At 70.8% G+C, this 22,376-nt stretch carries 16 protein-coding genes and 1 tRNA gene; 4 read left to right on the top strand and 13 right to left on the bottom strand.

Features of this window, described 5'->3' with window-relative positions; genetic code table 11:
- Positions 1-16: 16 nt before the first annotated feature.
- Positions 17-907: a trypsin-like serine protease gene (locus ACGRHY_RS20985; protein ID WP_394636869.1), complete on the top strand. Its 891-nt coding sequence runs from the start codon at positions 17-19 to the stop codon at positions 905-907.
- 105 nt (positions 908-1,012) lie between these two features.
- Here ACGRHY_RS20985 and ACGRHY_RS20980 read toward each other — a convergent pair whose 3' ends face one another.
- The 6 genes from ACGRHY_RS20980 to ACGRHY_RS20955 form a co-directional block, all read right to left on the bottom strand.
- Positions 1,013-1,777 (bottom strand): ABC transporter ATP-binding protein, encoded by a 765-nt coding sequence (locus ACGRHY_RS20980; protein ID WP_394636868.1) that lies wholly within the window; start codon positions 1,775-1,777, stop codon positions 1,013-1,015.
- Complete coding sequence (locus ACGRHY_RS20975; RefSeq protein WP_394636867.1) at positions 1,774-2,736, bottom strand: ABC transporter ATP-binding protein; 963 nt, start codon at positions 2,734-2,736, stop codon at positions 1,774-1,776. The genes ACGRHY_RS20980 and ACGRHY_RS20975 overlap by 4 nt, the downstream gene beginning before the upstream one ends.
- Positions 2,733-4,133 carry a branched-chain amino acid ABC transporter permease gene (locus tag ACGRHY_RS20970; protein ID WP_394636866.1) on the bottom strand — a complete coding sequence of 467 codons (1,401 nt, stop codon included), beginning with the start codon at positions 4,131-4,133 and terminating at the stop codon, positions 2,733-2,735. The genes ACGRHY_RS20975 and ACGRHY_RS20970 overlap by 4 nt, the downstream gene beginning before the upstream one ends.
- A complete protein-coding gene (locus ACGRHY_RS20965) occupies positions 4,130-5,053 on the bottom strand; it encodes a branched-chain amino acid ABC transporter permease (RefSeq protein WP_394636865.1) in 924 nt (307 codons plus the stop codon). The genes ACGRHY_RS20970 and ACGRHY_RS20965 overlap by 4 nt, the downstream gene beginning before the upstream one ends.
- A 172-nt stretch (positions 5,054-5,225) precedes the next feature.
- Entirely contained in the window at positions 5,226-6,386 is a 1,161-nt protein-coding gene (locus tag ACGRHY_RS20960) for a branched-chain amino acid ABC transporter substrate-binding protein (RefSeq protein ID WP_394636864.1), read from the bottom strand.
- Between the two features lie 487 nt (positions 6,387-6,873).
- Positions 6,874-7,527 carry an ANTAR domain-containing response regulator gene (locus ACGRHY_RS20955; RefSeq protein ID WP_394638138.1) on the bottom strand — a complete coding sequence of 218 codons (654 nt, stop codon included), beginning with the start codon at positions 7,525-7,527 and terminating at the stop codon, positions 6,874-6,876.
- Positions 7,528-7,650: 123 nt separating this feature from the next.
- Between ACGRHY_RS20955 and ACGRHY_RS20950 the strand changes: the two genes are divergently transcribed.
- Together ACGRHY_RS20950 and ACGRHY_RS20945 are read left to right on the top strand one after the other, a co-directional pair.
- Positions 7,651-7,725, top strand: a tRNA-Leu gene (locus ACGRHY_RS20950).
- Positions 7,726-7,835: 110 nt separating this feature from the next.
- The gene (locus ACGRHY_RS20945) at positions 7,836-8,618 is read left to right on the top strand and encodes a transcriptional regulator (protein WP_394636863.1); all 783 of its coding nucleotides are present in this window, start codon (positions 7,836-7,838) and stop codon (positions 8,616-8,618) included.
- Positions 8,619-8,705: 87 nt separating this feature from the next.
- On the opposite strand, the gene pyk is transcribed toward ACGRHY_RS20945, so the two are convergent.
- Complete coding sequence (gene pyk / locus ACGRHY_RS20940; protein ID WP_394636862.1) at positions 8,706-10,139, bottom strand: pyruvate kinase; 1,434 nt, start codon at positions 10,137-10,139, stop codon at positions 8,706-8,708.
- 347 nt (positions 10,140-10,486) lie between these two features.
- Between pyk and ACGRHY_RS20935 the strand changes: the two genes are divergently transcribed.
- Entirely contained in the window at positions 10,487-10,777 is a 291-nt protein-coding gene (locus ACGRHY_RS20935; protein ID WP_394636861.1) for a hypothetical protein, read from the top strand.
- A 113-nt stretch (positions 10,778-10,890) separates the two neighbouring features.
- On the opposite strand, the gene pepN is transcribed toward ACGRHY_RS20935, so the two are convergent.
- The 6 genes from pepN to lgt all read right to left on the bottom strand — a co-directional run bounded on the left by pepN (position 10,891) and on the right by lgt (position 22,366).
- Complete coding sequence (gene pepN, locus ACGRHY_RS20930) at positions 10,891-13,407, bottom strand: aminopeptidase N (protein ID WP_394636860.1); 2,517 nt, start codon at positions 13,405-13,407, stop codon at positions 10,891-10,893.
- Between the two features lie 103 nt (positions 13,408-13,510).
- Positions 13,511-13,816, bottom strand: coding sequence for a chorismate mutase (locus ACGRHY_RS20925; RefSeq protein ID WP_394636859.1), 306 nt, complete (start codon positions 13,814-13,816; stop codon positions 13,511-13,513).
- A 190-nt stretch (positions 13,817-14,006) separates the two neighbouring features.
- Entirely contained in the window at positions 14,007-15,470 is a 1,464-nt protein-coding gene (locus ACGRHY_RS20920; protein ID WP_394636858.1) for a glutamate synthase subunit beta, read from the bottom strand.
- A complete protein-coding gene (gene gltB / locus ACGRHY_RS20915; protein WP_394636857.1) occupies positions 15,463-20,031 on the bottom strand; it encodes a glutamate synthase large subunit in 4,569 nt (1,522 codons plus the stop codon). Before gltB ends, ACGRHY_RS20920 begins: the two co-directional genes overlap by 8 nt.
- A 357-nt stretch (positions 20,032-20,388) precedes the next feature.
- On the bottom strand, positions 20,389-21,144 hold the full coding sequence (locus ACGRHY_RS20910; RefSeq protein ID WP_394636856.1) for a VIT1/CCC1 transporter family protein: 756 nt from the start codon (positions 21,142-21,144) through the stop codon (positions 20,389-20,391).
- 220 nt (positions 21,145-21,364) lie between these two features.
- On the bottom strand, positions 21,365-22,366 hold the full coding sequence (gene lgt / locus ACGRHY_RS20905; RefSeq protein ID WP_394636855.1) for a prolipoprotein diacylglyceryl transferase: 1,002 nt from the start codon (positions 22,364-22,366) through the stop codon (positions 21,365-21,367).
- Between the last annotated feature and the right edge of the window lie 10 nt (positions 22,367-22,376).

Below are 22,376 nucleotides of genomic sequence, written 5' to 3'. Positions count from 1 at the left end.
CGAAAGGGCACCGATCGTGCGGGCCACACGCCTGACATCCCGGAAGCGCGCCGCCGCCGTCACCACCGCCGCGGCCGCTCTGGCAGCGGCCGCCGCGCTACCCGCGGCGGCCATCAGCACCTACAACTCCTCCCCCGCCCCGGAGCGGACCGAGGTCGGGGCACTGGTCGTCACCTACGACCACGACGAGGACGCCACCACCCCCGACCGCGTCGACTGGTTCTGCTCGGGCACCATGATCGACCGCGACACCTTCCTCACCGCCGCCCACTGCACCACCGACTGGCCGGCCGGCGCCCGCTTCCACGTCTCCCTGGAGCAGGACGTACAGGCCGCCCTCGACGCGGCCGCGCAGGAGCACCCCGGCGCCCCCCACGCCGTCGCCGCGGCAGTCGCCGTCGAGGGCACCGCGCACAACCACCCGGAATACCCCGGCCCCGCCACCGACACCCGTGACATCTCCGTCGTGGAGGTCCCCGCCGGCCGGATGGCCGACCGCTGGGACTTCACCCCGGCCACCCTGCCCACCGCCGGGCGGCTCGACGCGCTGGGCCCCCAGGCGCTGGACGGCGCCGGCTTCACCGTCGCCGGCTACGGCACCCAGGAGGCCCAGCGCGGCCCCGGCGGCCACACCCACCCCGGCGGCGGCGTGCGGATGAAGGCCCCCACCTCCTTCAACGCCCTCAACAAGGCATGGGTACGCGTGGCCATGACCGCCCCGCAGGGCAACGGCGGCGCCTGCTACGGCGACTCCGGCGGCCCCAACTTCGCCGAGATCGACGGTGAGCGCGTCCTGGTCGGCACCACCATCACCGGCGACGCCCCCTGCTACGCCACGAACGTCGCCTACCGGCTCGACGCGCCCGGCGCCCGCGCCTTCCTCGCCCCGTACACCGACCTGCCCTGACCGGCACACCGGACCGGCGAGCCCCGGCCGGAGGCGGAAACGGCGGTGCCGCGGCGGCCTCCCGGCCGCCGCGGCACCGCCTCCTTGCCCGACGAGAGGAAGCCGTCAGGCGCCCTCGCCCAGATAGGCCGCCCGCACCCGCGGGTCGGACAGCAGCTCGGATGCCTCGCCCTCCATCGCCACCGCACCGGTCTCCAGCACATAGCCGCGGTCGGCCATCCGGAGCGCCTGGGCGGCGTTCTGCTCCACCAGCAGCACCGTGGTGCCCTGCTCGTTGATCTCCTTGACGATCTCGAAGATCTGCTGAACGATCAGCGGCGCCAGGCCCATCGACGGCTCGTCCAGCAGCAGCACCTCCGGCTTGCCCATCAGCGCGCGGCCGATCGCCAGCATCTGCTGCTCACCGCCCGACAGCGTCCCGCCGAGCTGGCTCTTGCGCTCCCCCAGCCGCGGGAACAGCGTGAACACCCGGTCCATGTCGGCCTTGTCCACCGACTTGAACCGGTACGCCCCCATCTGGAGGTTCTCCCGGACCGTCATCCGCGGGAACACCCCACGGCCCTCGGGGACATGGCCGATGCCGAACCGGACCAGATCGTGCGGCTTGATGCCGTCGATCCGCTCCCCGTGCAGCAGCACCTGCCCCTCGCGCGGCGCGATCATCCCCGACGCCGTCCGCAGCGTGGTCGTCTTGCCCGCGCCGTTGGCGCCGAGCAGCGCGACCACCTCTCCGCGGCGGACCGTCAGATTGACGCCCTTGAGCGCCTCGATGGCGCCGTAGAACACCCGCAGATCACGCAGCTCCAGCACCACCGGGGCGGCCGGCTCGCCGCCCTGCGGCTCCTTCTTCAGATCCGTGGTGACGCTCACTCGTGCTCCTTGGTGTCCCGCTGCGGCGCCTCGGCCCCGGTGTCGGCCCCGGACCCGGCGTCCTCCTGCGTGCCGGTCCCCCCGGCGGCCGGGGCGGAGGCGCCCTCGGCCTCGTCCTCCTCGGCCACCGCGCCCAGGTACGCCTCGATCACCGCCGGATCCCGCTGCACCTGCGACGGAGACCCCTCGGCGATCTTCTTGCCGAAGTTGAGCACCATCACCCGGTCCGCCACCGACATCACCAGCCGCATGTCGTGCTCGATCAGCAGCACGCTCACACCCAGCTCGGTGTTGATCCGCCGGATCAGCTCCTCGAGCTCCAGCTTCTCCGTCGGGTTGGTGCCCGCCGCCGGCTCGTCCAGCAGCAGCACCTCCGGATCCGTCGCCAGCGCCCGCGCGATCTCCAGCCGTCGCTGGTCGCCGTAGCTGAGCGACCCCGCCAGCTCGTTCATCTTCTCCAGCAGGCCGACGTACGACAGCACCTCGTGCGCCCGGCGGTCGCTGGCCCGCTCGGCCTTCCGCGCGTTCGGCAGCCCCAGCATGATCGACACCGGGCCGGCCTTCAGCCGCGTCTCCGCCGCGATCTTGACGTTCTCCAGCGCGGTCAGCGCCCCGAACAGCCGGATGTTCTGGAACGTGCGCGCCAGACCCCACTGGCTGACCACATGCGGCTTGGCGGCCAGCAGCGAGTGCTCACCGCCCTTGCGCGGACGGAAGACGATCCGCCCCTCCTGCGGCACGTACGCGCCCGTCAGCGAGTTGAACAGCGACGTCTTGCCCGCACCATTGGGCCCGATGACCGCCAGCACCTCACCGCGCCGCATCCGCAGCTCGACGTCGTCCAGACTGGTCAGACCGCCGAACCGCAGCGTCACGCCCGACGTCTCCAGCACCAGCTCACCGGCGTCGGCCGGACCGCCCGCCGGCCCCTGCTCCTTCTTCACCGTCTCGGTGGTCACGGCTGCCTGCCTTCCGCCGGGCCGGTCGCGTCGGCTCCGCCGACCCCCGCCTCCGCCAGCCGCAGCTCACGCTTGCGGCGGCGGGAGGGCAGCACACCCTGCGGCCGGTAGATCATCATGATGACGAGGAGAGCGCCCAGGTACATGTAGCGGTCCTTGGGATCCACCCACTCGCGCAGGTACTCCGGCAGCCACACCAGGAACGCGGCGCCGAACAGCACTCCGGGGATCGACCCCATGCCGCCGAAGATGACATAGGCCAGCACCAGGATCGACAGCAGGATCGCGAAGTTCTCCGGGTTGAAGTACCCGGCCTTGCTCGCGTACGCCACCCCCGCCACACCGGAGGTCGACGCACCGATCGCGAACGCCATCAGCTTGTAGCGCACCGTGGGCACACCCGTGGCCGCCGCGGCCACCTCGTCCTCGCGGATCGCGGTCCACGCCCGGCCCACCTTGGAGTGCTCCAGCCGCAGGAACAGGAAGATGGCCAGCACGATGAAGACGACCAGCAGCCAGTAGTACGGCATCGGGTCCAGCTTCCACTCGTAGGAGAGGAAGCCCAGGTCGATGCTGAACCGCTCGACCTTCACACCGCGCGCGCCCTGCGTCACCCCGTCGGCGTTCTTCGCCATCAGGTAGACGATCTCGTGGAAGCCCAGCGTCACGATCGCCAGGTAGTCGCCCCGCAGCCGCAGCGTCGGAGCACCCAGGATCACACCCGCCACCAGACAGGTCAGCACCGCGATCGGCAGCACCAGGAAGTTGTTCAGCGCCACCGGCGGCTGGACCGGAAGCGCCCCGGTCCAGTACGCCGCGCTGTACGCGCCGATCGCGAAGAACGCGATGAAGCCCAGATCCAGCAGGCCCGCCCAGCCGATCACCACGTTCAGGCCGATCGCCAGCAGCACGAAGATCGCGATCTGGTCCACCAGCACCTGCTGCCAGTACCGCTCTACCCCCAGCGGCCCGAACACCACCAGCGCCAGCACGGCCGTCAGCACGCCCATACGGACCCGCTTGTCGTCGGCCCACACCTGCCGGACGCGCTCCAGCGGGCCGGCGGAGACCTTCTTCGTGCCCTCCACCGCGCGGGAGGTCTGGTCGGTGAGGAACTCCCGCACCGCCCAGACCGCCACCGCGATCGCCAGCCAGATCCACAGGCCGACACCGGTGAAGTCCTCGCGCAGCGCCAGGAAAAGGTCCTGGGTGGTCCCCTCCTCGCCCGTCACCAGCCTGAGCGTCACCGCCAGCGCCAGCAGGGCCCCCAGCCGCCGCCAGCGCGGCTCCTGGTACCAGTGCACCTTCCGCAGCCGGGCCGCCGCCGAAAGCGGCGCCGTGGTGCTCTTGGGCGAGTCCTGCCCGGCCCCTTCCGCGGTCGAGGTCTTGATGCTCACGCCGTCCTCCCCACACGCTCGCCGAGAATGCCGGTCGGACGGACCATCAGCACCAGCACCAGCACCACGAAGGCGCCGACGTAACGCCAGTCGTCACCCCACAGGCCCACCGTCATGGTCTCCACCACGCCCAGGACCAGACCGCCCAGCATCGCGCCGCGCACATTGCCGATACCGCCCAGCACCGCCGCCGCGAAGGCCGTGATACCGGGCAGGAAGCCCATCGTGTACCAGACCTGGCTGTTGGTGCCGAACAGGAAGCCGGCCGCACCGCCCAGCAGACCGCCGAGCACGAACGTCCGGGACACCACCTTGTCGATGTCCACGCCCATCAGCGAAGCGACCTCCGGGTCCTGCGCGACCGCGCGGATACCCGAACCCATCTTCGTGCGGTTCACCACGTAGTCCAGGCCGATCATCATCGCCAACGCCGACACCAGGATCAGCACCTGCGTGATCGTCAGCTCGGCGCCGAAGACGCTCAGCACCTTCTTGTTCTCGTACATCGACGGCATCGGCAGCGGATTGCGGCCGAACAGCTTGCCCGCCAGGTTGTACAGGAAGAACGAGGCGCCGATCGCGGTGATCAGGAACACCAGGCGCGGCGCGCGGTGCCTGCGCAACGGCCGGTACGCCACCCGTTCCAGGCCGAAGGCCACCGCGCCGCCCAGCGCGGCACCCGCCAGCATGCCGATCAGGACGTAGGTGACCGAGCCCATGCCGGAGGGCGTCGACTCGGGGATCAGGGCGGTCAGGGCCAGCAGGCCCCCGTAACCGCCGAACATGAAGACCTCGCTGTGCGCGAAGTTCAGAAGCTGGAGCACGCCGTACACCAGCGTGTAGCCGATGGCGATGACGGCGTAGAGACTGCCGAGCACCACCCCTAGGACGAGGAAGTCCCAGAACTCACTGAGGGACATCGAACTGTCTTCCTTGTGGGAATGTGCCGCCCGGCCGTGCGTTCAGCACTCGGGGAACGGGCGGCGCGAGGATCACGGGGGCGGACGCCCGTTGAGAAGGCGGTATCCGCCGGGTGTCACGCCGGCCGGCGCGGGGGCGAACCCACCGCGCCGGCCGGAAGCGTCGGCCGGCTCAGCCGGCCAGCTCGTCGATGCTGCCCTGGTACTCGATGCCCTCGCCCTTGACCTGGTACAGGTAGATGGTCTGGTTGGTGAACTCACCCTTGTCGTCGAAGGAGAACTCCTTCGTCAGACCCTTGTACTCCGCCGCGCGCAGAGCGTCCACCAGCGCCTGGCGCTCGACACCGCCGTCCTCGTGGAGCTTCTTGATCTCCTCGATGATCATCATCGCGGCGTCGTACGACTCGGCCGAGTACGTGCCCGGAGCCTGCTTGAACTCCTTCTCGTAGTCCGCGGCGAACTTCTTCGTCGCGTCCTCCTTGGTGGCGTCCGTGCACGGGCAGGTCAGCAGCCAGCCGTCCGAGGCGTCGCCCGCCAGCTGTATGAACTGCGCGTCGTTGGTGCCGTCACCCGACATCGCCACACCGTCGAAGCCGGCCTCCTTGAGCTTCTTGGCGAACGGGCCGGCGTCCTGGTAGTAGCCCGCGTAGACCAGCGCGTCCGGCTTGTTCTTCGTGACGTTCTTCGCCGCGGCGCTGTAGTCCGGCGTCTTCTGCGGAACGCTCTGGCGCACCACCTCGACACCGGCGGCCTTCAGGTCCTTCTCGGCGACGTCCGCCAGGCCGATGCCGTAGTCGGTCTTGTCGTCGACCACCACGACCTTCTCGGCCTTGACGTTGTCCGACAGGTACTTCGCCATCCCGGCGCCCTGGGCGCTGTCGTTGGGCACCGCGCGCAGGAACGTCTCGTAGCCCTTGGTCGTCAGGTCCGGGCGCGTCGCCGACGACGACAGCGCCACCAGGCCCGCGGCCCCGTACACCTCGGCGGCGGTGTCCGCCGGACCCGAGAACGCCGGGCCGATCACCGCGACGACGTCCTCGTCGTCGATCGCCTTCTGCGCGGCGGTCGTCGCCTTGTCCGGCAGTCCCTGGTCGTCGACCGGCACGTACTCGACCTCGAACCCGAGGTCTCCCTCGGCGTTCGCCTGGTCGATCGCCAGCTTGATGCCGTTCTCCATGTTCTGGCCGAGCTGCACGTTGTCGCCGGAGAGCGGACCCTGGAAGGCGATCTTGTATGCGTCGCCACTTCCGCTGTCCCCTCCGCCGCAACCGGTCAGCGCGAGCGCGCCGACGGCCATGGGAATGGCCAGCTTGACGATGGTCTTGTTGAGCACGTGGAACCCCCTGGAGCCTGCTCAGATCACGACGATCGCCGTACCGTTCCGGCGTCGCGGTCCGCACGTACGTACGTGCGGCGTGGCCCGGAATCTATTGCCCCAGAAGCAGACCAGATAGGTGAGAGCGGCAGATGTGATCTCCCTGTAACCTGCGCCATGCGCCGAAAACAGAACACTCCTTACCGGAGAACGGACAGAAAGGGAAAGATCATCAGGGGTCGGACTCCGTGAATTCTCGAACCGCGGGCCGCAAGGCCCCGCCGCCGCGCCCCACTTGCGACCGCCCGCGGCCCGCACGGAGATCACGAGGATCCGGAATCCCCGCTCCCCACCGGTGCCCCCGGCCCACGCGGGGCCGGGGCGCCGCCGGAGGCGGCCGCGGCCCCCTGCGGCACGGCACCGGCGGCACCCCGGCCGCGCCCGCCCGGAACCGGACCGCGCCACCGATCCGTGCGGGACCGCCCCCGGCGGTCCCGCACGGGCGTCACCGCTGCTGCTTCTTCTCCTCCGCGTCCTGGATCACGGCCTCGGCCACCTGCCGCATCGACAGCCGGCGGTCCATCGAGGTCTTCTGGATCCACCGGAACGCGGCCGGCTCGGCCAGCCCGTACTGCGTCTGCAGCACCCCCTTGGCCCGGTCCACCAGCTTCCGCGTCTCCAGCCGCTGCGACAGGTCGGCGACCTCCCGGCTCAGCACCTTCATCTCGTTGAACCGCGACACCGCCATCTCGATGGCGGGCACGACATCGCTCTTGCTGAACGGCTTCACCAGATACGCCATCGCGCCCGCGTCCCGCGCCCGCTCCACCAGCTCGCGCTGCGAGAAGGCGGTCAGCATCAGCACCGGGGCGATCGACTCCTCGGCGATCCTCTCGGCCGCCGAGATCCCGTCGAGCACGGGCATCTTCACGTCCATGATCACCAGATCCGGCCGGTGCTCCCGGGCCAGATCCACGGCCCGCTGCCCGTCCCCGGCCTCGCCGACGACGGTGTAGCCCTCCTCCTCCAGCATCTCCTTGAGGTCCAGGCGGATCAGCGCCTCGTCCTCCGCGATGACGACCCGCGTCGTCTCCGGAGGCACATGCGCCCGCTCGCCGGCTGCGCCGGCCGTGCTGTCGGCGCCGCCGTCGGTGCTGATGGGCTCGGGGGTGTCCGCGGTGCTCACTGGGCTCCTCGTTTTCCGGCCAGGTGGACCACAAGAGCCTACCTAGTTCCTGTAAGGTGTACCTACGTCGGGAGGCCCCAGCCTTCGATTCACATGGCCCCGGTAGCCCAATTGGCAGCAGGCAATGGATTCAAAACCCATACAGTGTCGGTTCGAATCCGACCCGGGGCACTTTACCTTTGTTTCCAAGGTTGCAAGCAAAGCGGGAAAACTTCACTGATCAGAGGGAACGCCCCTCCGGTCCTCCCCCTGGGAACAGCCCCTCGTACACGCTCGCGAGCATGTACGACCTCGCCACGCGAAAGCGCGTCCTCGCCCTCGTCGACCAGGGCCGCAGCCTCAACTCCGTCAGCAAGCAGACCGGCATATCCCGCTCCGCGATCCGCGCCTGGCAGACACGCGTCCAGCCGCTCCCGAACATCTCCCGGGAGGCGGACTGCTTCCGGTGCGGACCCGAGCCCTCCCTCCCCTCCGACCGGCCCGCCTACGCATACCTGCTCGGCCTCTATCTGGGCGACGACTGCCTCAGCGCGCACCCCAGGCGCGACGGCCACTGTCTGCGGATCGCCTGCGCGGACACCTGGCCCGGGCTGATCACTGCATGCCGCGGGGCGATCACCGCCGTCCTGCCGGACCGGAACGCCTACCTCGTACAGGCGCAGGGGTGCGTCATGGTCACCTCCCACGGTCGCCACTGGACCTGCCTGTTCCCCCAGCACTGGCCGGGCAGGAAGCACGAGCGGCGCATCGCCCTGGAATCCTGGCAGCGTGATGTCACCGACGAGCACCCCTGGGAACTGGTCCGGGGGCTCATCCACTCCGACGGCTGCCGGATCACCAACTGGACGACACGTCCCGTCGGCGGCAGACGCAAGCATTACGAGTACCCGCGGTACTTCTTCACCAACACCTCCGAGGACATCGTGCGCATCTACGGCGAAACCCTGGTCCGGCTGGGAGTCGAGTGGCGGGCCGTATGCCGCCCCACCGGGGCGTACAACGTCTCCGTCGCCCGCCGGGCGTCCGTGGCGCTGATGGACGCGCATATCGGTCCCAAACACTGAAAGGCGGGACGGGGAAGCCCCGGCCGCCGCTGGCGCGAGGCGGCGGCCGGGGCTTCCCGGTTCGAGGGGCGGCCGGTCGGGGCCGGGTCAGCGGGCGGGGTGTCCGTCGCCGATGCGGTGGACGCGGACCATGTTGGTGGTGCCGGGGACACCGGGCGGCGAGCCGGCGGTGATGATCACCTTGTCGCCCCTGGCGCAGCGCCCCAGCTCCAGCAGCCGCTCGTCGACCTGCTCCACCATCTCGTCGGTGCTGCGCGCGGTGGGTCCGAGGAAGGTCTCCACGCCCCAGGTGAGGTTGAGCTGGGCTCGGGTGGCCGGGTCGGGGGTGAAGGCGAGGACGGGGATCGGTGAGCGGTAGCGGGACAGGCGGCGGACGGTGTCGCCGGACTGGGTGAAGGCGACGAGGAACTCGGCGCCGAGGAAGTCGCCCATCTCGGCCGCGGCGCGGGCCACGGCGCCGCCCTGGGTGCGGGGTTTGGCGCTCTCGGTGAGCGGGCGCAGGCCCTGGGAGAGCATGTCCTGCTCGGCGGCGGCGACGATGCGGCCCATGGTCCTGACCGTCTCGACCGGGTGGTTGCCGACGCTGGTCTCGCCGGAGAGCATCACGGCGTCGGTGCCGTCCATGACGGCGTTGGCGACGTCGGAGGCCTCGGCGCGGGTGGGCCGGGAGGCGTCGATCATCGAGTCGAGCATCTGGGTGGCGACGATGACCGGTTTGGCGTTGCGCCGGGCGAGGGCGACGGCGCTTTTCTGCACCAGGGGGACGGTTTCCAGGGGCATCTCGACGCCGAGGTCGCCGCGGGCGACCATGAGGCCGTCGAAGGCGTCGACGATCTCGGAAAGGTTCTCCACCGCCTGTGGTTTCTCGATCTTGGCGATGACGGGGAGGTGGCGGTCCTCCTCCTTCATGACGCGGTGGACGTCGGCGATGTCGCGTGCGCTGCGGACGAAGGAGAGGGCTATGAGGTCCACGCCGGTGCGCAGTGCCCAGCGCAGGTCGTCGAGGTCCTTGTCGGAGAGGACGGGCACGGAGACGGCGACGCCGGGGAGATTGAGGCCCTTGTGGTCGGAGACCATGCCGCCCTCGGTGACCTCGGTGCGGATGCGGGGACCGTCGACGGCGGTGACCTTCAGGGTGACGCGGCCGTCGTCGACGAGGACGAGTTCGCCGGGGGTGACGTCGTCGGCGAGTCCTGCGTAGGTGGTGCCGCACTGTTCGCGGTCGCCCTCGACGTCCTCGGTGGTGATGGTGAACTCATCGCCGCGTTCGAGGAGTACGGGGCCTTCACGGAATCGTCCGAGCCGTATCTTCGGGCCTTGAAGGTCGGCGAGGACGCCGACGCTGCGGCCGGTCTCCTCGGACGCCCGGCGCACCCGGTGGTAACGCTCCTCGTGCTCGGCGTGGGCGCCGTGGCTGAGGTTGAGGCGTGCGACGTCCATTCCGGCTTCGGTGAGTGCTTTGATCTGCTCGTACGAGTCGGTGGCGGGGCCCAGTGTGCAGACGATTTTCGCGCGGCGCATGGCAGCGAGCCTATGACTTACCTGCGGGTAAAAAACTGTGGGAAGGGAACTGTTCAACAGCTGTTCCGTGCAGGGCCGTTAACAACTTGTGAAATGGGCGCAGGGTTGCTCGGATGAGCGTTTCGGTTTTTCCGGCCGGCATATGACGGTGTGTACGAGCCTCCGCTCCGGGACGTCCGCACACACGCCGAACCCGCACTGTTGTCGCCCGGTCATGCCCTGGATTGCCGGCCCCGGGGAGGGCATGTGTCGTTCGACGAGCGGCATCATGCGCCGTGGGAACCACGACGCGGACTTCCTCACCCCCTTCGGGAACAGCAGCCACGTGGTGCGGCTCCCCAAGCCGGGTGGGTCGGGATCCGGACGCGTACGCCGCGATCACCAGCGCTCAGCAGTCGTACACGCCGCTGACGGTGGACGGGGTCTTCTACGAGGAGACCCGGTCGCGGGTGTCCCTGGAGCAGATGGTCGGCGGCGCGGTCGCTCCCGGCGACGTGACGGCGGGCATCATGAGCGATGCCCGTACCGATGCCGTTCACGGCCACAACACGGCGGCTGTACGGAGCGGGGAGAGGAACGGGATGTCCTCCTCACGGCCGGAGGCGGGAACGGTGGGACACCGAATGCCGATGCCGTGAAGAAGTTCGTCGTCGCATGCCGCGGGGATTTCCCGAAAAGCGATCCGTGCACCGTCCGGTGGGCGCGTGGGCGGCGGGGCCCGTCCACGTACGGGCCCCGCCGCCCGCGTGCGTCAGTGCGCCGCGCGTACGCGCAGGGCGCGGGCGAGGTCGTCGAGTTCGTCGGCGAGGGGGCGGCGCAGGGCGGGGGTGAGGGAGTCGTCGGCCAGGCACCGCTGCCCCAGGTCCAGGGTGTCGGGGTCGGTGAAGGGACGGGGGAAGCCGTGCCGTCCCAGTGTCTGGGCGATGGCGGGGCCGCGGCGGGCCGCGAGGGCGGGTGCCCGGTCGAAGTAACGGGGGACGTAGTCGCGCAGCAGGTCGTGCTGCTCGCCGTGCCAGAAGCCCTGGAAGGTGGCTTTGAGCAGGTAGTTGGAGAGGGTGTCGGCCTCGTCGAACAGGTCCTGCCAGGCGGCGGACTTGGCGGCGGGGTCGGGCATGGCGGCGCGGCAGCGTGCGGCGCCCTCGGTGCCGGTGGCGCTGGGGTCGGCGCCGAGGGCGGCGCCGATGTCGGAGGTGTTGACGGCACCGAGGACGGCGAGGCGGTGCAGGAGCCGCCAGCGCAGTTCGTGGTCGAGGGGACGACCGCCGGGGAGGGTGCCGGTGGTCCACCAGTGGTGGAGTTCGCCGGGGGTGGTGGCGCTGTCGATGGCGGCGCGTACGGCGGTCAGGTGGACTCCCCCGTCGCGTACGCCGCCGGCCGGTTCGCTCTCCAGCAGGGTGCGGGCGAGGCCGGTGAGGGTCTCCAGGGCGGCGGTGCGCTGCCCTGGCGGCAGGTAGCGGTCGGCGATCTCGTGGCGGGCGAAGTCCAGGACGCCGGCGACGACGGCGTTGTCCCTCTCGTGGGGCAGGTGGGCGCGTGCGGTGTCCAGGTAGTCGGCGGGCGGTAGCCGGCCGTCGCGGACCATGTCGCGGGCCGCGTTCCAGACGGTGGCGCGGGTGAGCGGGTCGGGCAGGTGGGCCAGGGCGCGCCGCGCGGTGTGCCAGGAGTCGGTGTCCAGGCGGACCTTGGCGTAGGTGAGGTCGCGGTCGTTGAGCAGGACGAGGTCGGGGCGCGGGCCGTCGGCGGTCAGTGTGTGGCCGCCGTCGGCGGGGATGTCGGCGGTGAGTGGTTCGCGGGGTGTCAGGCGGTCCGCTGCTCCGGTGCCGTCGAGGTCGTACAGGCCGACGGTGAGGCGGTGGGGGCGGTTGCCCGTGTGGGCGGTCTCCAGGCGCCAGTGGCGGCCGTCGGTGGTGATGTGCGGGGTGAGGGTGTCGACGCCGGTGGTGCGCAGCCAGCGGTCGGCCCAGGCGTGGACGTCGCGGCCGGAGGCGCGGGCGAGGGAGCCGAGGAAGTCGGCGAGGGTGGCGTTGCCGAAGCGGTGGCGGGCGAAGTGGTCGTTGATGCCGGCCAGGAATGCCTTCTCGCCGAGCCAGGCGACCAGTTGGCGCAGTGCGGAGGCGCCCTTGGCGTAGGAGATGCCGTCGAAGTTGAGCAGGGCGGTGGCGGTGTCGGGCACCGCCTCGGGCTCGGGGGCGACGGGGTGGGTGGAGGGGCGCTGGTCGGCGTCGTAGCCCCAGGACTTGCGGTCGACGGCGAACTCGGTCCAGGTGTCGGTGAAGCGGGTGGCCTCGGTGAGGATCTGGTAGCCCATGTACTCGGCGAAGGACTCGTTGAGCCAGATGTCGTCCCACCAGCGCAGGGTGACCAGGTCGCCGAACCACATGTGGGCCATCTCGTGGGCGATGGTCACGGCACGGGTCTGGAGCTGGGTGTCGGTGACGGCGGAGCGGTGGACGTACTCGTCGCGGAGGGTGACCAGTCCGGGGTTCTCCATGGCGCCGGCGTTGAACTCGGGGACGAACGCCTGGTCGTAGGAGTCGAAGGGGTAGGGCTCGTCGAAGATCTCGTGGTAGCGGTCGAAGCAGGCCCGGGTGATGTCGAACAGTTCCTGCGCGTCGTCGTCGAGGTGGCTGCCGAGGGACTGGCGTACGTGCAGGCCGAAGGGGATGCCGGCGTGTTCGACGCGCACCGAGTGCCAGGGGCCGGCGGCCAGTGCCATGAGGTAGGTGCTCAGCGGTGGGGTGGTGGCGCACTCCCAGCGGCCGGGCTCTCCCTCGGCACGGTGGGCGGTGCCGTTGCCGAGGACGGTCCACTCCTCGGGGGCGGTGACGGCGACGGTGAAGGGAGCCTTGAGGTCGGGCTGGTCGAAGGCGGCGAAGACGCGGGGTGCCTCGGTCTGGAAGCACATGGTGTAGAGGTAGGTGCGGCCGTCGGCGGGGTCGGTGAAGCGGTGCATGCCTTCGCCGGTGCGCGAGTAGGCCATGTCGGCCTCGGTGCGCAGTTCGTGCTCACCCGCGCTCAGGCCGGTCAGCGGCAGGCGCCCGTCGGTGAGGGAGGCGGGGTCGAGTGCGTGTCCGTCGAGGACGGCCCGGTGGAGGGTGTGGGGCCGTACCTCGACGAAGGTGTCGCCCGCTTCGCGGGTGGTGAAGCGGACGGTGGTGGTGGAGCCGAAGACCTCCTCGCCCCGGGTCAGGTCGAGGTCGATGGTGTAGCGCTGGACGTCGATGAGCCGGGCTCGGCTCCGCGCCTCTTCGTGGGTGAGTGCGGGCATGGGGCTCATGCTGCCGTATCGGCCGTGCGGGGCGCACCGGACGTCCCGTGCCGTGCCTTCCGGCCGGGGTCGTGCGGCCCGAAGCCCGTGCGGCCGGGAGTGGTCAGGAGCGGGCGATGGTCTCGTGGTGGCGGATGACCTCGGCGATGATGAAGTTCAGCAGCTTCTCGGCGAAGGCCGGGTCGAGTTTGGCGCTCTCGGCGAGAGAGCGCAGCCTGGCGATCTGCTGGGCCTCGCGGGCGGGGTCGGCGGCGGGCAGCCGGTGTTCGGCCTTGAGGCGGCCGACCTGCTGGGTGCACTTGAACCGCTCGGCGAGCATGTGCACCACGGCGGCGTCGATGTTGTCGATGCTGTCGCGCAGCCGGATGAGCTCTGCCTGCACCGACGGGTCGATCTCGCTGTTCGTCATGGTCACCGACTCTATGTGCTCAAGGCCCTGTCTCCCCGCCCGGTCCGGTGGGCGGATACGGGCTGTGCGTGCCGCGGCGCCGGCCCCCGGTCGGGGAGGGGGTCGGCGCCGCGGTCGTGCATCCGTGCCGGTGCGGACCGGCCGTCCGGAGCGGCCGGCCGGTCTGCGGCGCACGGACGGCCGGGGTGTGTCAGGCGGTCAGTGCGCGGTCGGTCGGCCCGACCGGGGCCGGCAGGGAGCTGGCGCCGGTCAGGTAGCGGTCCACGGCCCTGGCCGCGGAGCGGCCTTCGGCGATGGCCCACACGATCAGGGACTGGCCGCGGCCGGCGTCGCCGGCGACGTAGACGCCGTCGACGCCCGTGGCGTAGTCGGCGTCGCGGGCGACGTTGCCACGTTCGTCCAGTTCCAGGCCGAACTGCTCGACCAGGCCGTTGTCCTTGTCGATGCCGGTGAAGCCCATGGCCAGGGTGACGAGCTGGGCCGGGATGCGCTTCTCGGTGCCCGGCCTGGGCTGCGGCCTGCCGTCCTTGAACTCGACCTCGACCAGGTGCAGGGCCTGGACGTTGCCGTCCTCGTCGCCCTCGAAGTGGGTGGTGGAGACGGAGTAGACCCTCTCGCCGCCCTCTTCGTGGGCGGAGGTGACCTTGTAGAGCATGGGGAAGGTGGGCCAGGGCTGGCCGACCGGGTCGCGCTCGTCGTTCGGCCGGGGCATGATCTCCAGCTGGGTGACGGAGGCCGCGCCCTGGCGGTGGGCGGTGCCGACGCAGTCGGCGCCGGTGTCGCCGCCGCCGATGACGACGACGTGCTTGCCCTCGGCTGTGATCGGCGGGGTGATGTAGTCGCCTTCCTGGACCTTGTTGGCCAGGGGCAGGTACTCCATCGCCTGGTGGATGCCGCCCAGTTCGCGGCCGGGCACGGGCAGGTCGCGGGCGGTGGTGGAGCCGGCGGCGATGACGACGGCGTCGTAGCGCTTGCGCAGGCCGGCGGCGTCGATGTCGCGGCCGACCTCCACTCCGGTGCGGAACTTGGTGCCCTCCGCGCGCATCTGCTCGATGCGGCGGTTGATGTGACGCTTCTCCATCTTGAACTCGGGGATGCCGTAGCGCAGCAGTCCGCCGACGCGGTCGGCGCGCTCGTAGACGGCGACCGTGTGGCCGGCGCGGGTGAGCTGCTGGGCGGCGGCCAGGCCGGCGGGGCCGGAGCCGATGACGGCGACGGTCTTGCCCGACAGGCGCTCGGGCGGCTGCGGGGTGACGCCGCCGGCCTCCCAGGCCCTGTCGATGATGGTGACCTCGACGTTCTTGATGGTCACCGGGGGCTGGTTGATGCCCAGTACGCAGGCGGACTCGCAGGGGGCCGGGCACAGCCGCCCGGTGAACTCGGGGAAGTTGTTGGTCGCGTGCAGCCGCTCGCCGGCGGCCTGCCAGTCCCCGCGCCAGGCGTAGTCGTTCCACTCGGGGATGAGGTTGCCCAGCGGGCAGCCGTTGTGGCAGAACGGGATGCCGCAGTCCATGCACCGGCCGGCCTGCTTGCCGATGACCGGCAGCAGGGAGCCGGGGACGTAGACCTCGTTCCAGTCCTTGACGCGCTCGGGTACGGGGCGGGTCTCGGCGACCTCGCGGTCGGTGTTCAGGAAGCCCTTGGGATCAGCCATTGGTCGCCGCCTCCATCATCTTCTCGTGGGTCTTGTCCTGGGACAGTCCGGCTCGCTCGGCGGCTTCCTTGGCGGCGAGCACTGCCTTGTAGGTACGGGGCATGATCTTGCTGAAGCGGCCGGCTGCCTTCTCCCAGTCGGCGAGCAGCTTGTGCGCGACGGTGGAGCCGGTCTCCTCGTGGTGGCGGCGCACGACGTCGTGCAGCCACCGCCGGTCGGTGTCGTCGAGGGGTTCGACGGCTCCGGCGACATCGGGGTTGGCGTCGTCGGCGTCGAGGTCGATGACGTACGCGGTGCCGCCGGACATGCCGGCGCCGAAGTTGCGGCCGGTGCGGCCCAGGACGACGGCCGTGCCGCCGGTCATGTACTCGCAGCCGTGGTCGCCCACGCCCTCGGAGACCACCAGCGCACCGGAGTTGCGGACGCAGAAGCGCTCGCCGACACTGCCGCGCAGGAACATCTCACCGCCGGTGGCGCCGTAGGCGAGGGTGTTGCCCGCGATGGTGGAGTACTCGGCCAGGTGGGAGGCTCCGCGGTCGGGGCGGACGACGACGCGTCCGCCGGAGAGGCCCTTGCCGACGTAGTCGTTGGCGTCGCCCTCCAGGCGGAGGGTGATGCCGCGCGGGAGGAAGGCGCCGAAGGACTGGCCGGCGGAGCCGGTGAAGGTGATGTCGATGGTGTCGTCGGGCAGGCCGGCGCCGCCGAACCTCTTGGTCACCTCGTGGCCGAGCATGGTGCCGACCGTCCGGTTGATGTTGCGGATGGGCACCTGGGCGCGTACCGGCCGGGCGTCCTCGGCGGTTTCGGCCGACAGCGCGTCGGCGGCGAGCTTGACGAGCTGGTTGTCCAGGGCCTTGGCCAGGCCGTGGTCCTGGGGGACGACCTGGTGGCGGGCGGCGCCCTCGGGCAGTTCGGGGACGTGCAGCAGCGGGGCCAGGTCCAGTCCCTGGGCCTTCCAGTGGTCGACCGCGCGGCTGACGTCGAGGACCTCGGCGTGCCCGACGGCCTCGTCCAGGCTGCGGAAGCCGAGTTCGGCCAGGAGTTCGCGGACCTCCTCGGCGATGAACTCGAAGAAGTTCACCACGTGGTCGGCCTTGCCGCTGTAGCGGCTGCGCAGCACCGGGTTCTGGGTGGCGATGCCCACGGGGCAGGTGTCCAGGTGGCACACGCGCATCATCACGCAGCCGGAGACGACCAGCGGGGCGGTGGCGAAGCCGTACTCCTCGGCGCCCAGCAGGGCGGCGATGACCACGTCGCGGCCGGTCTTGAGCTGGCCGTCGGTCTGGACGACGATGCGGTCGCGCAGACCGTTGAGCAGCAGGGTCTGCTGGGTCTCGGCCAGGCCCAGCTCCCAGGGGCCGCCCGCGTGCTTGAGGGAGGTGAGCGGGGAGGCGCCGGTGCCGCCGTCGTGGCCGGAGATCAGTACGACGTCGGCGTGGGCCTTGGAGACGCCGGCCGCGACCGTGCCGACGCCGACCTCGGAGACCAGCTTCACGTGGATGCGGGCCGCGGGGTTGGCGTTCTTCAGGTCGTGGATGAGCTGGGCGAGGTCCTCGATGGAGTAGATGTCGTGGTGCGGCGGCGGGGAGATGAGTCCCACGCCGGGCGTGGAGTGCCGGGTCTTGGCGACCCACGGGTAGACCTTGTGGCCGGGCAGCTGGCCGCCCTCGCCGGGCTTGGCGCCCTGGGCCATCTTGATCTGGATGTCGTCGGAGTTGACCAGGTACTCGGATGTGACGCCGAAGCGGCCGGAGGCGACCTGCTTGATCGAGGAGCGGCGGGCCGGGTCGTACAGCCGCTCGGGGTCCTCGCCGCCCTCGCCGGTGTTGGACTTGCCCCCCAGCCGGTTCATGGCGATGGCGAGGGTCTCGTGGGCCTCCTGGGAGATGGAGCCGTAGGACATGGCACCGGTGGAGAACCGCTTGACTATCTCGGAGACGGGCTCGACCTCCTCGACGGGGATCGAGGGCCGCCCGGACTTGAGGCCGAACAGGCCGCGCAGCGTCATCAGGCGTTCGGACTGCTCGTCCACGCGCCGGGTGTACTGCCTGAAGATGTCGTAGCGGCGGGTGCGGGTCGCGTGCTGGAGGCGGAAGACCGTCTCCGGGTCGAACAGGTGCGGTTCGCCCTCGCGGCGCCACTGGTACTCGCCGCCGATGTCCAGGTTGCGGTGGGCCGGCGCGATGCCGGAGGCCGGGTAGGCCTTGGCGTGGCGGGCGGCGACCTCCCTGGCGATGACGTCCAGGCCCGCGCCGCCGATCTTGGTGGCGGTGCCGTGGAAGTAGGTGTCGACGAACTCCTGCTCCAGGCCGACGGCCTCGAAGACCTGGGCGCCGCGGTAGGAGGCGACGGTGGAGATGCCCATCTTGGACATGACCTTCAGCACGCCCTTGCCGAGTGCCTTGATCAGGTTGCGGATGGCGGTCTCGGGGTCCGTGTCGCCGGGCAGGAAGGTGCCGGCGCGGACGAGGTCCTCGACGGTCTCCATGGCCAGGTAGGGGTTGACCGCGGCGGCGCCGTAGCCGATGAGCAGGGCGACGTGGTGGACCTCGCGGACGTCTCCGGCCTCGACCAGCAGGCCCACCTGGGTGCGCTGCTTGGTGCGGATGAGGTGGTGGTGGACGGCGGAGGTGAGCAGCAGTGACGGGATCGGCGCGTGCTCGGCGTCACTGTGGCGGTCGGACAGGACGATCAGGCGGGCGCCGTCGGTGATGGCGGCCTCGGCCTCGGCGCAGATCTCGTCGATCCGCTCGGCCAGGGCCGCTCCCCCGCCGCCGACGCGGTAGAGACCGGAGAGGGTGACGGCCGTCATCCCCGGCATGTCGCCGTCGGCGTTGATGTGGACGAGCTTGGCGAGCTCGTCGTTGTCGATCACCGGGAAGGGCAGGGTGACGCTGCGGCAGGAGGCCGCGGTGGGCTCCAGCAGGTTGCCCTGGGGGCCGAGGGAGGAGATCAGCGAGGTGACGAGTTCCTCGCGGATGGCGTCCAGCGGCGGGTTGGTGACCTGGGCGAACAGCTGGGTGAAGTAGTCGAAGATCAGCCGGGGGCGTGTCGAGAGCGCGGCGATGGGCGAGTCGGTGCCCATCGAGCCGATCGGCTCGGCGCCGGTGCGGGCCATCGGGGCGAGCAGGACGCGCAGTTCCTCCTCGGTGTAGCCGAAGGTCTGCTGGCGGCGGGTGACCGAGGCGTGGGTGTGGACGATGTGCTCGCGCTCGGGCAGGTCCTCCAGCTCGATGATCCCGGCCTCGAGCCACTCCTGGTAGGGGTGCTCGGCGGCGAGGGATGCCTTGATCTCGTCGTCCTCGATGATGCGGTGCTCGGCGGTGTCCACCAGGAACATGCGGCCGGGCTGGAGGCGGCCCTTGCGGACGACCTTGTCCTGGCCGATGTCCAGGACGCCGACCTCGGAGGAGAGGACGACCAGGCCGTCGTCGGTGACCCAGTAGCGGCCCGGGCGCAGTCCGTTGCGGTCCAGGACGGCGCCGACCTGGACGCCGTCGGTGAAGGTGACGCAGGCCGGTCCGTCCCAGGGCTCCATCATCGTGGAGTGGTACTGGTAGAAGGCGCGGCGGGCGGGGTCCATGGAGGGGTGGTTCTCCCACGCCTCGGGGACCATCATCAGCACCGCGTGGGGCAGGGGGCGGCCGCCGAGGTGGAGCAGTTCCAGGACCTCGTCGAAGGAGGCGGAGTCGGAGGCGTCCGGGGTGCACACGGGGAAGATCCGCGCGAGACCCTTGGCGTCCCTGTCCCCGAAGAGGTCGGAGACCAGCTGGGACTCGCGGGCGCGCATCCAGTTGCGGTTGCCGCGGACGGTGTTGATCTCGCCGTTGTGGGCGACGAAGCGGTAGGGGTGGGCCAGCGGCCAGCTGGGGAAGGTGTTGGTGGAGAACCGCGAGTGGACCAGGGCGATGGCGCTGGCGAAGCGGCGGTCGGACAGGTCGGGGAAGAAGGGTTCGAGCTGCCCGGTGGTCAGCATGCCCTTGTAGACGATCGTCCGCGCTGACAGCGACGGGAAGTAGGTGCCGGCCTCGCGTTCGGCGCGCTTGCGCAGCACGAACGCCTTGCGGTCCAGGGCCAGGCCGGTGTTGACGCCGTCGGCCACGAACAGCTGGCGGAAGGCGGGCATGGTCGCGCGCGCTCCGCTGCCCAGCAGTTGCGGGGCGACGGGGACCTCGCGCCAGCCCAGGACGTTCAGGCCCTCCTCGGCGGCGATCGCCTCGATGCGCGTGACGGCCTCGGCGCTGTCGGTCTCACCGTTGGGGAGGAAGGCGATGCCCACGGCGTACGAGCCCGCCTCGGGGAGCTCGAAGCCGGTGGTCTCGCGCAGGAAGGCGTCGGGGACCTGTACCAGGATGCCCGCGCCGTCGCCGGAGTCGGCCTCGGCGCCGGTGGCGCCGCGGTGCTCCAGGTTCCGCAGGACGGTCAGCGCCTGGTCGACCAGCGTGTGGCTCGCCTCACCGGTGAGGGTGGCCACGAAGCCGACGCCGCAGGCGTCGTGCTCGTCGCGCGGGTCGTACATTCCCTGCTTGGCAGGGTAGGCCGTCAGGGGCGCAGCACGCATCGGCTCTCCCGTCGTCTTGTGGGGCTTGGTGGCGCCTCGCGGACCGGGTCCGGGGCGCCGAGGGACGACGTTGGCCCTCTGCGGAACAAATTTTCGTGCAGGTTACATGATGAGGTTTCTCCCGAAGGGCGGACACCTCGGTCCATCATGCGGACCTACGAAAGAGGTCGAATCGGACATACGGCGTACAGCCGCTGCGTGGATCCGGATGGCGCCGGCGACACTGCCAGAAGCGCTCGTTGTTCATTCCCAACGGTGACACGGCTGAAACCGGCGGGTAACAGATGAGCGGAGGATTTCGGAGTTGAACAGCTCACACCGGATGGGCCGGGCCGGGTGCGGGCCCGCTCCGCGGGCTCACCCCACGGCCACTCCGAACAGGGTACCGAGCCCGTAGGTCACCGCGGCGGCCGCGCCGCCCAGGGTGAGCTGCCGCAGCCCGCTGTACCACCACGGGCGCACGGTGATCTTGGAGACCAGCACGCCGCACAGGAACAGGCCGAACAGCGCCACCAGCACGGCGGGCCACAGCGCGGCGGCCCCCAGCAGATAGGGCAGTACGGGTATCAGGGCGCCCACCGCGAAGGCGCCGAAGGAGGAGACCGCGGCGACCGCGGGCGAGGGCAGCTCGCCCGGGTCCACGCCCAGCTCCTCGCGGGCGTGGATCTCCAGGGCCTGTTCGGGGTCCCTGGACAGCTGCTCGGCGACCTTCGCCGCCAGCCCGGGTTCCACGCCCCGGCCCACGTACAGCTCGGCCAGCTCCTGCTGCTCGCCCTCGGGGTTGCGGCGCAGCTCGCGCCGCTCCACGTCCAGCTCGGCCAGGACCAGCTCGCGCTGGGAGGCCACCGAGGTGTACTCGCCGGCCGCCATGGAGAAGGCTCCGGCGGCCAGTCCGGCCAGACCGCTGATGATGATCACGGTGCGGTCCACGTCACCGCCGGCGACGCCCGTCATCAGTGCGAGGTTGGAGACCAGCCCGTCCATCGCCCCGAAGACGGCCGGGCGCAGCCAGCCGCCGGTCACGTCGCGGTGGGTGTGGTTGTCGCGGTGCGCGGAGTTCGGAGCTCCGGGCCGCAGGGTGATCTCGGTCCCGTCTCCGGCTATGGACGACATCCGCCTACGCCTCCTGTTTCCCCCGTCTGGTGCCCGATGTCTCGACCGTACGTCCATCCCGGGGTGCGATTCCAGCAAGGCAGGCCGAACTTACCTCCCTGACCTGGGCTTTCGCTTCGGCGCGGTGAGCGGGGGGATCTCTGAGCGGGAAAGGCTCCGGCCCCGGCCGCGCCGGACGGGCGCGGCCGGGGCCGGTGCGGTTCTCGTCCCGCGGCCGGGGTCAGCCGGTGGTGGAGGCGGACGTCCCGCCGGCTGAGGAGGATTCCGGGGGCCCGGCGGACTCGGCGGGCTCGGCACGCTCCGGCCCGGCCTCCGGGCCCTTTCCGGCCCTCTCCTGCCCCTCGGCGGAGCCCTTGGCGCCGCCGCCGGTGTCACCACCGGTGTCACCGTCCGCGCTGTCGCCGGTCTTCTCCGCCGCCGGCTCCACCACGTCCTCACGCCCCGGACGGAGCCTGGCCGAGAGGACGATGTAGACCACCGCCGCCAGGAAGACGGCGATCGAGGTCCAGTTGTTCAGACGCAGGCCCCAGAACTGGTGGGCCTCGTCGATGCGCAGGTACTCGATCCAGAAGCGCCCCGCCGTGTACGCCGCGACGTACAGGGCGAAGGCGCGGCCGTGGCCGAGACGGAAGCGGCGGTCGGCCCAGATCACCAGCAGGGCGACGCCCACGCACCACAGCGACTCGTACAGGAAGGTGGGGTGGAAGGTGCCGGTGTCGACGCCGTTGTCGATCTCCACGGCCCACGGCAGGTCCGTGGGGCGCCCGTACAGCTCCTGGTTGAACCAGTTGCCCCAGCGGCCGATGGCCTGGGCGAGCGCGATGCCGGGCGCGATGGCGTCCGCGTAGGCGGGCAGCGGGATGCCCCGCCTGCGGCAGGCGATCCAGGCGCCCACCGCGCCCAGCGCGATCGCTCCCCAGATGCCGAGGCCGCCCTCCCAGACCTTGAAGGCGTCGACCCAGTCGCGGCCCTCGCCGAAGTAGAGCTGGTAGTCGGTGACGACGTGGTAGAGACGGCCGCCGACCAGGCCGAACGGCACCGCCCACACGGCGATGTCGGCGACCGTGCCGGGCTGTCCGCCACGGGCGACCCAGCGCTTCCCGCCGAGCCAGACCGCGACGAAGACGCCGAGGATGATGCAGAACGCGTAGCCCCGCAGCGGGATCGGTCCGATGACGATCTCGCCCGACGACGGGCTGGGGATGAAGGCAAGGGTTTCCATGACGTCACGA

It is taken from the genome of Streptomyces shinuiensis, assembly GCF_043660855.1.
Classification (GTDB): Bacteria; Actinomycetota; Actinomycetes; order Streptomycetales; family Streptomycetaceae; genus Streptomyces.
This window is presented reverse-complemented; position numbering and strand designations above follow the sequence as displayed.

What these genes read in the sequence shown, in the direction of transcription:
- ACGRHY_RS20910 (WP_394636856.1), bottom strand. Translation starts at nt 21,144, where the DNA reads ATGTCGTCCATAGCCGGAGACGGGACCGAGATCACCCTGCGGCCCGGA.
- pyk (WP_394636862.1), bottom strand. Translation starts at nt 10,139, where the DNA reads ATGCGCCGCGCGAAAATCGTCTGCACACTGGGCCCCGCCACCGACTCG.
- lgt (WP_394636855.1), bottom strand. Translation starts at nt 22,366, where the DNA reads ATGGAAACCCTTGCCTTCATCCCCAGCCCGTCGTCGGGCGAGATCGTC.
- ACGRHY_RS20925 (WP_394636859.1), bottom strand. Translation starts at nt 13,816, where the DNA reads ATGACGAACAGCGAGATCGACCCGTCGGTGCAGGCAGAGCTCATCCGG.
- gltB (WP_394636857.1), bottom strand. Translation starts at nt 20,031, where the DNA reads ATGCGTGCTGCGCCCCTGACGGCCTACCCTGCCAAGCAGGGAATGTAC.
- ACGRHY_RS20965 (WP_394636865.1), bottom strand. Translation starts at nt 5,053, where the DNA reads ATGTCCCTCAGTGAGTTCTGGGACTTCCTCGTCCTAGGGGTGGTGCTC.
- pepN (WP_394636860.1), bottom strand. Translation starts at nt 13,407, where the DNA reads ATGCCCGCACTCACCCACGAAGAGGCGCGGAGCCGAGCCCGGCTCATC.
- ACGRHY_RS20920 (WP_394636858.1), bottom strand. Translation starts at nt 15,470, where the DNA reads ATGGCTGATCCCAAGGGCTTCCTGAACACCGACCGCGAGGTCGCCGAG.
- ACGRHY_RS20945 (WP_394636863.1), top strand. Translation starts at nt 7,836, where the DNA reads ATGTACGACCTCGCCACGCGAAAGCGCGTCCTCGCCCTCGTCGACCAG.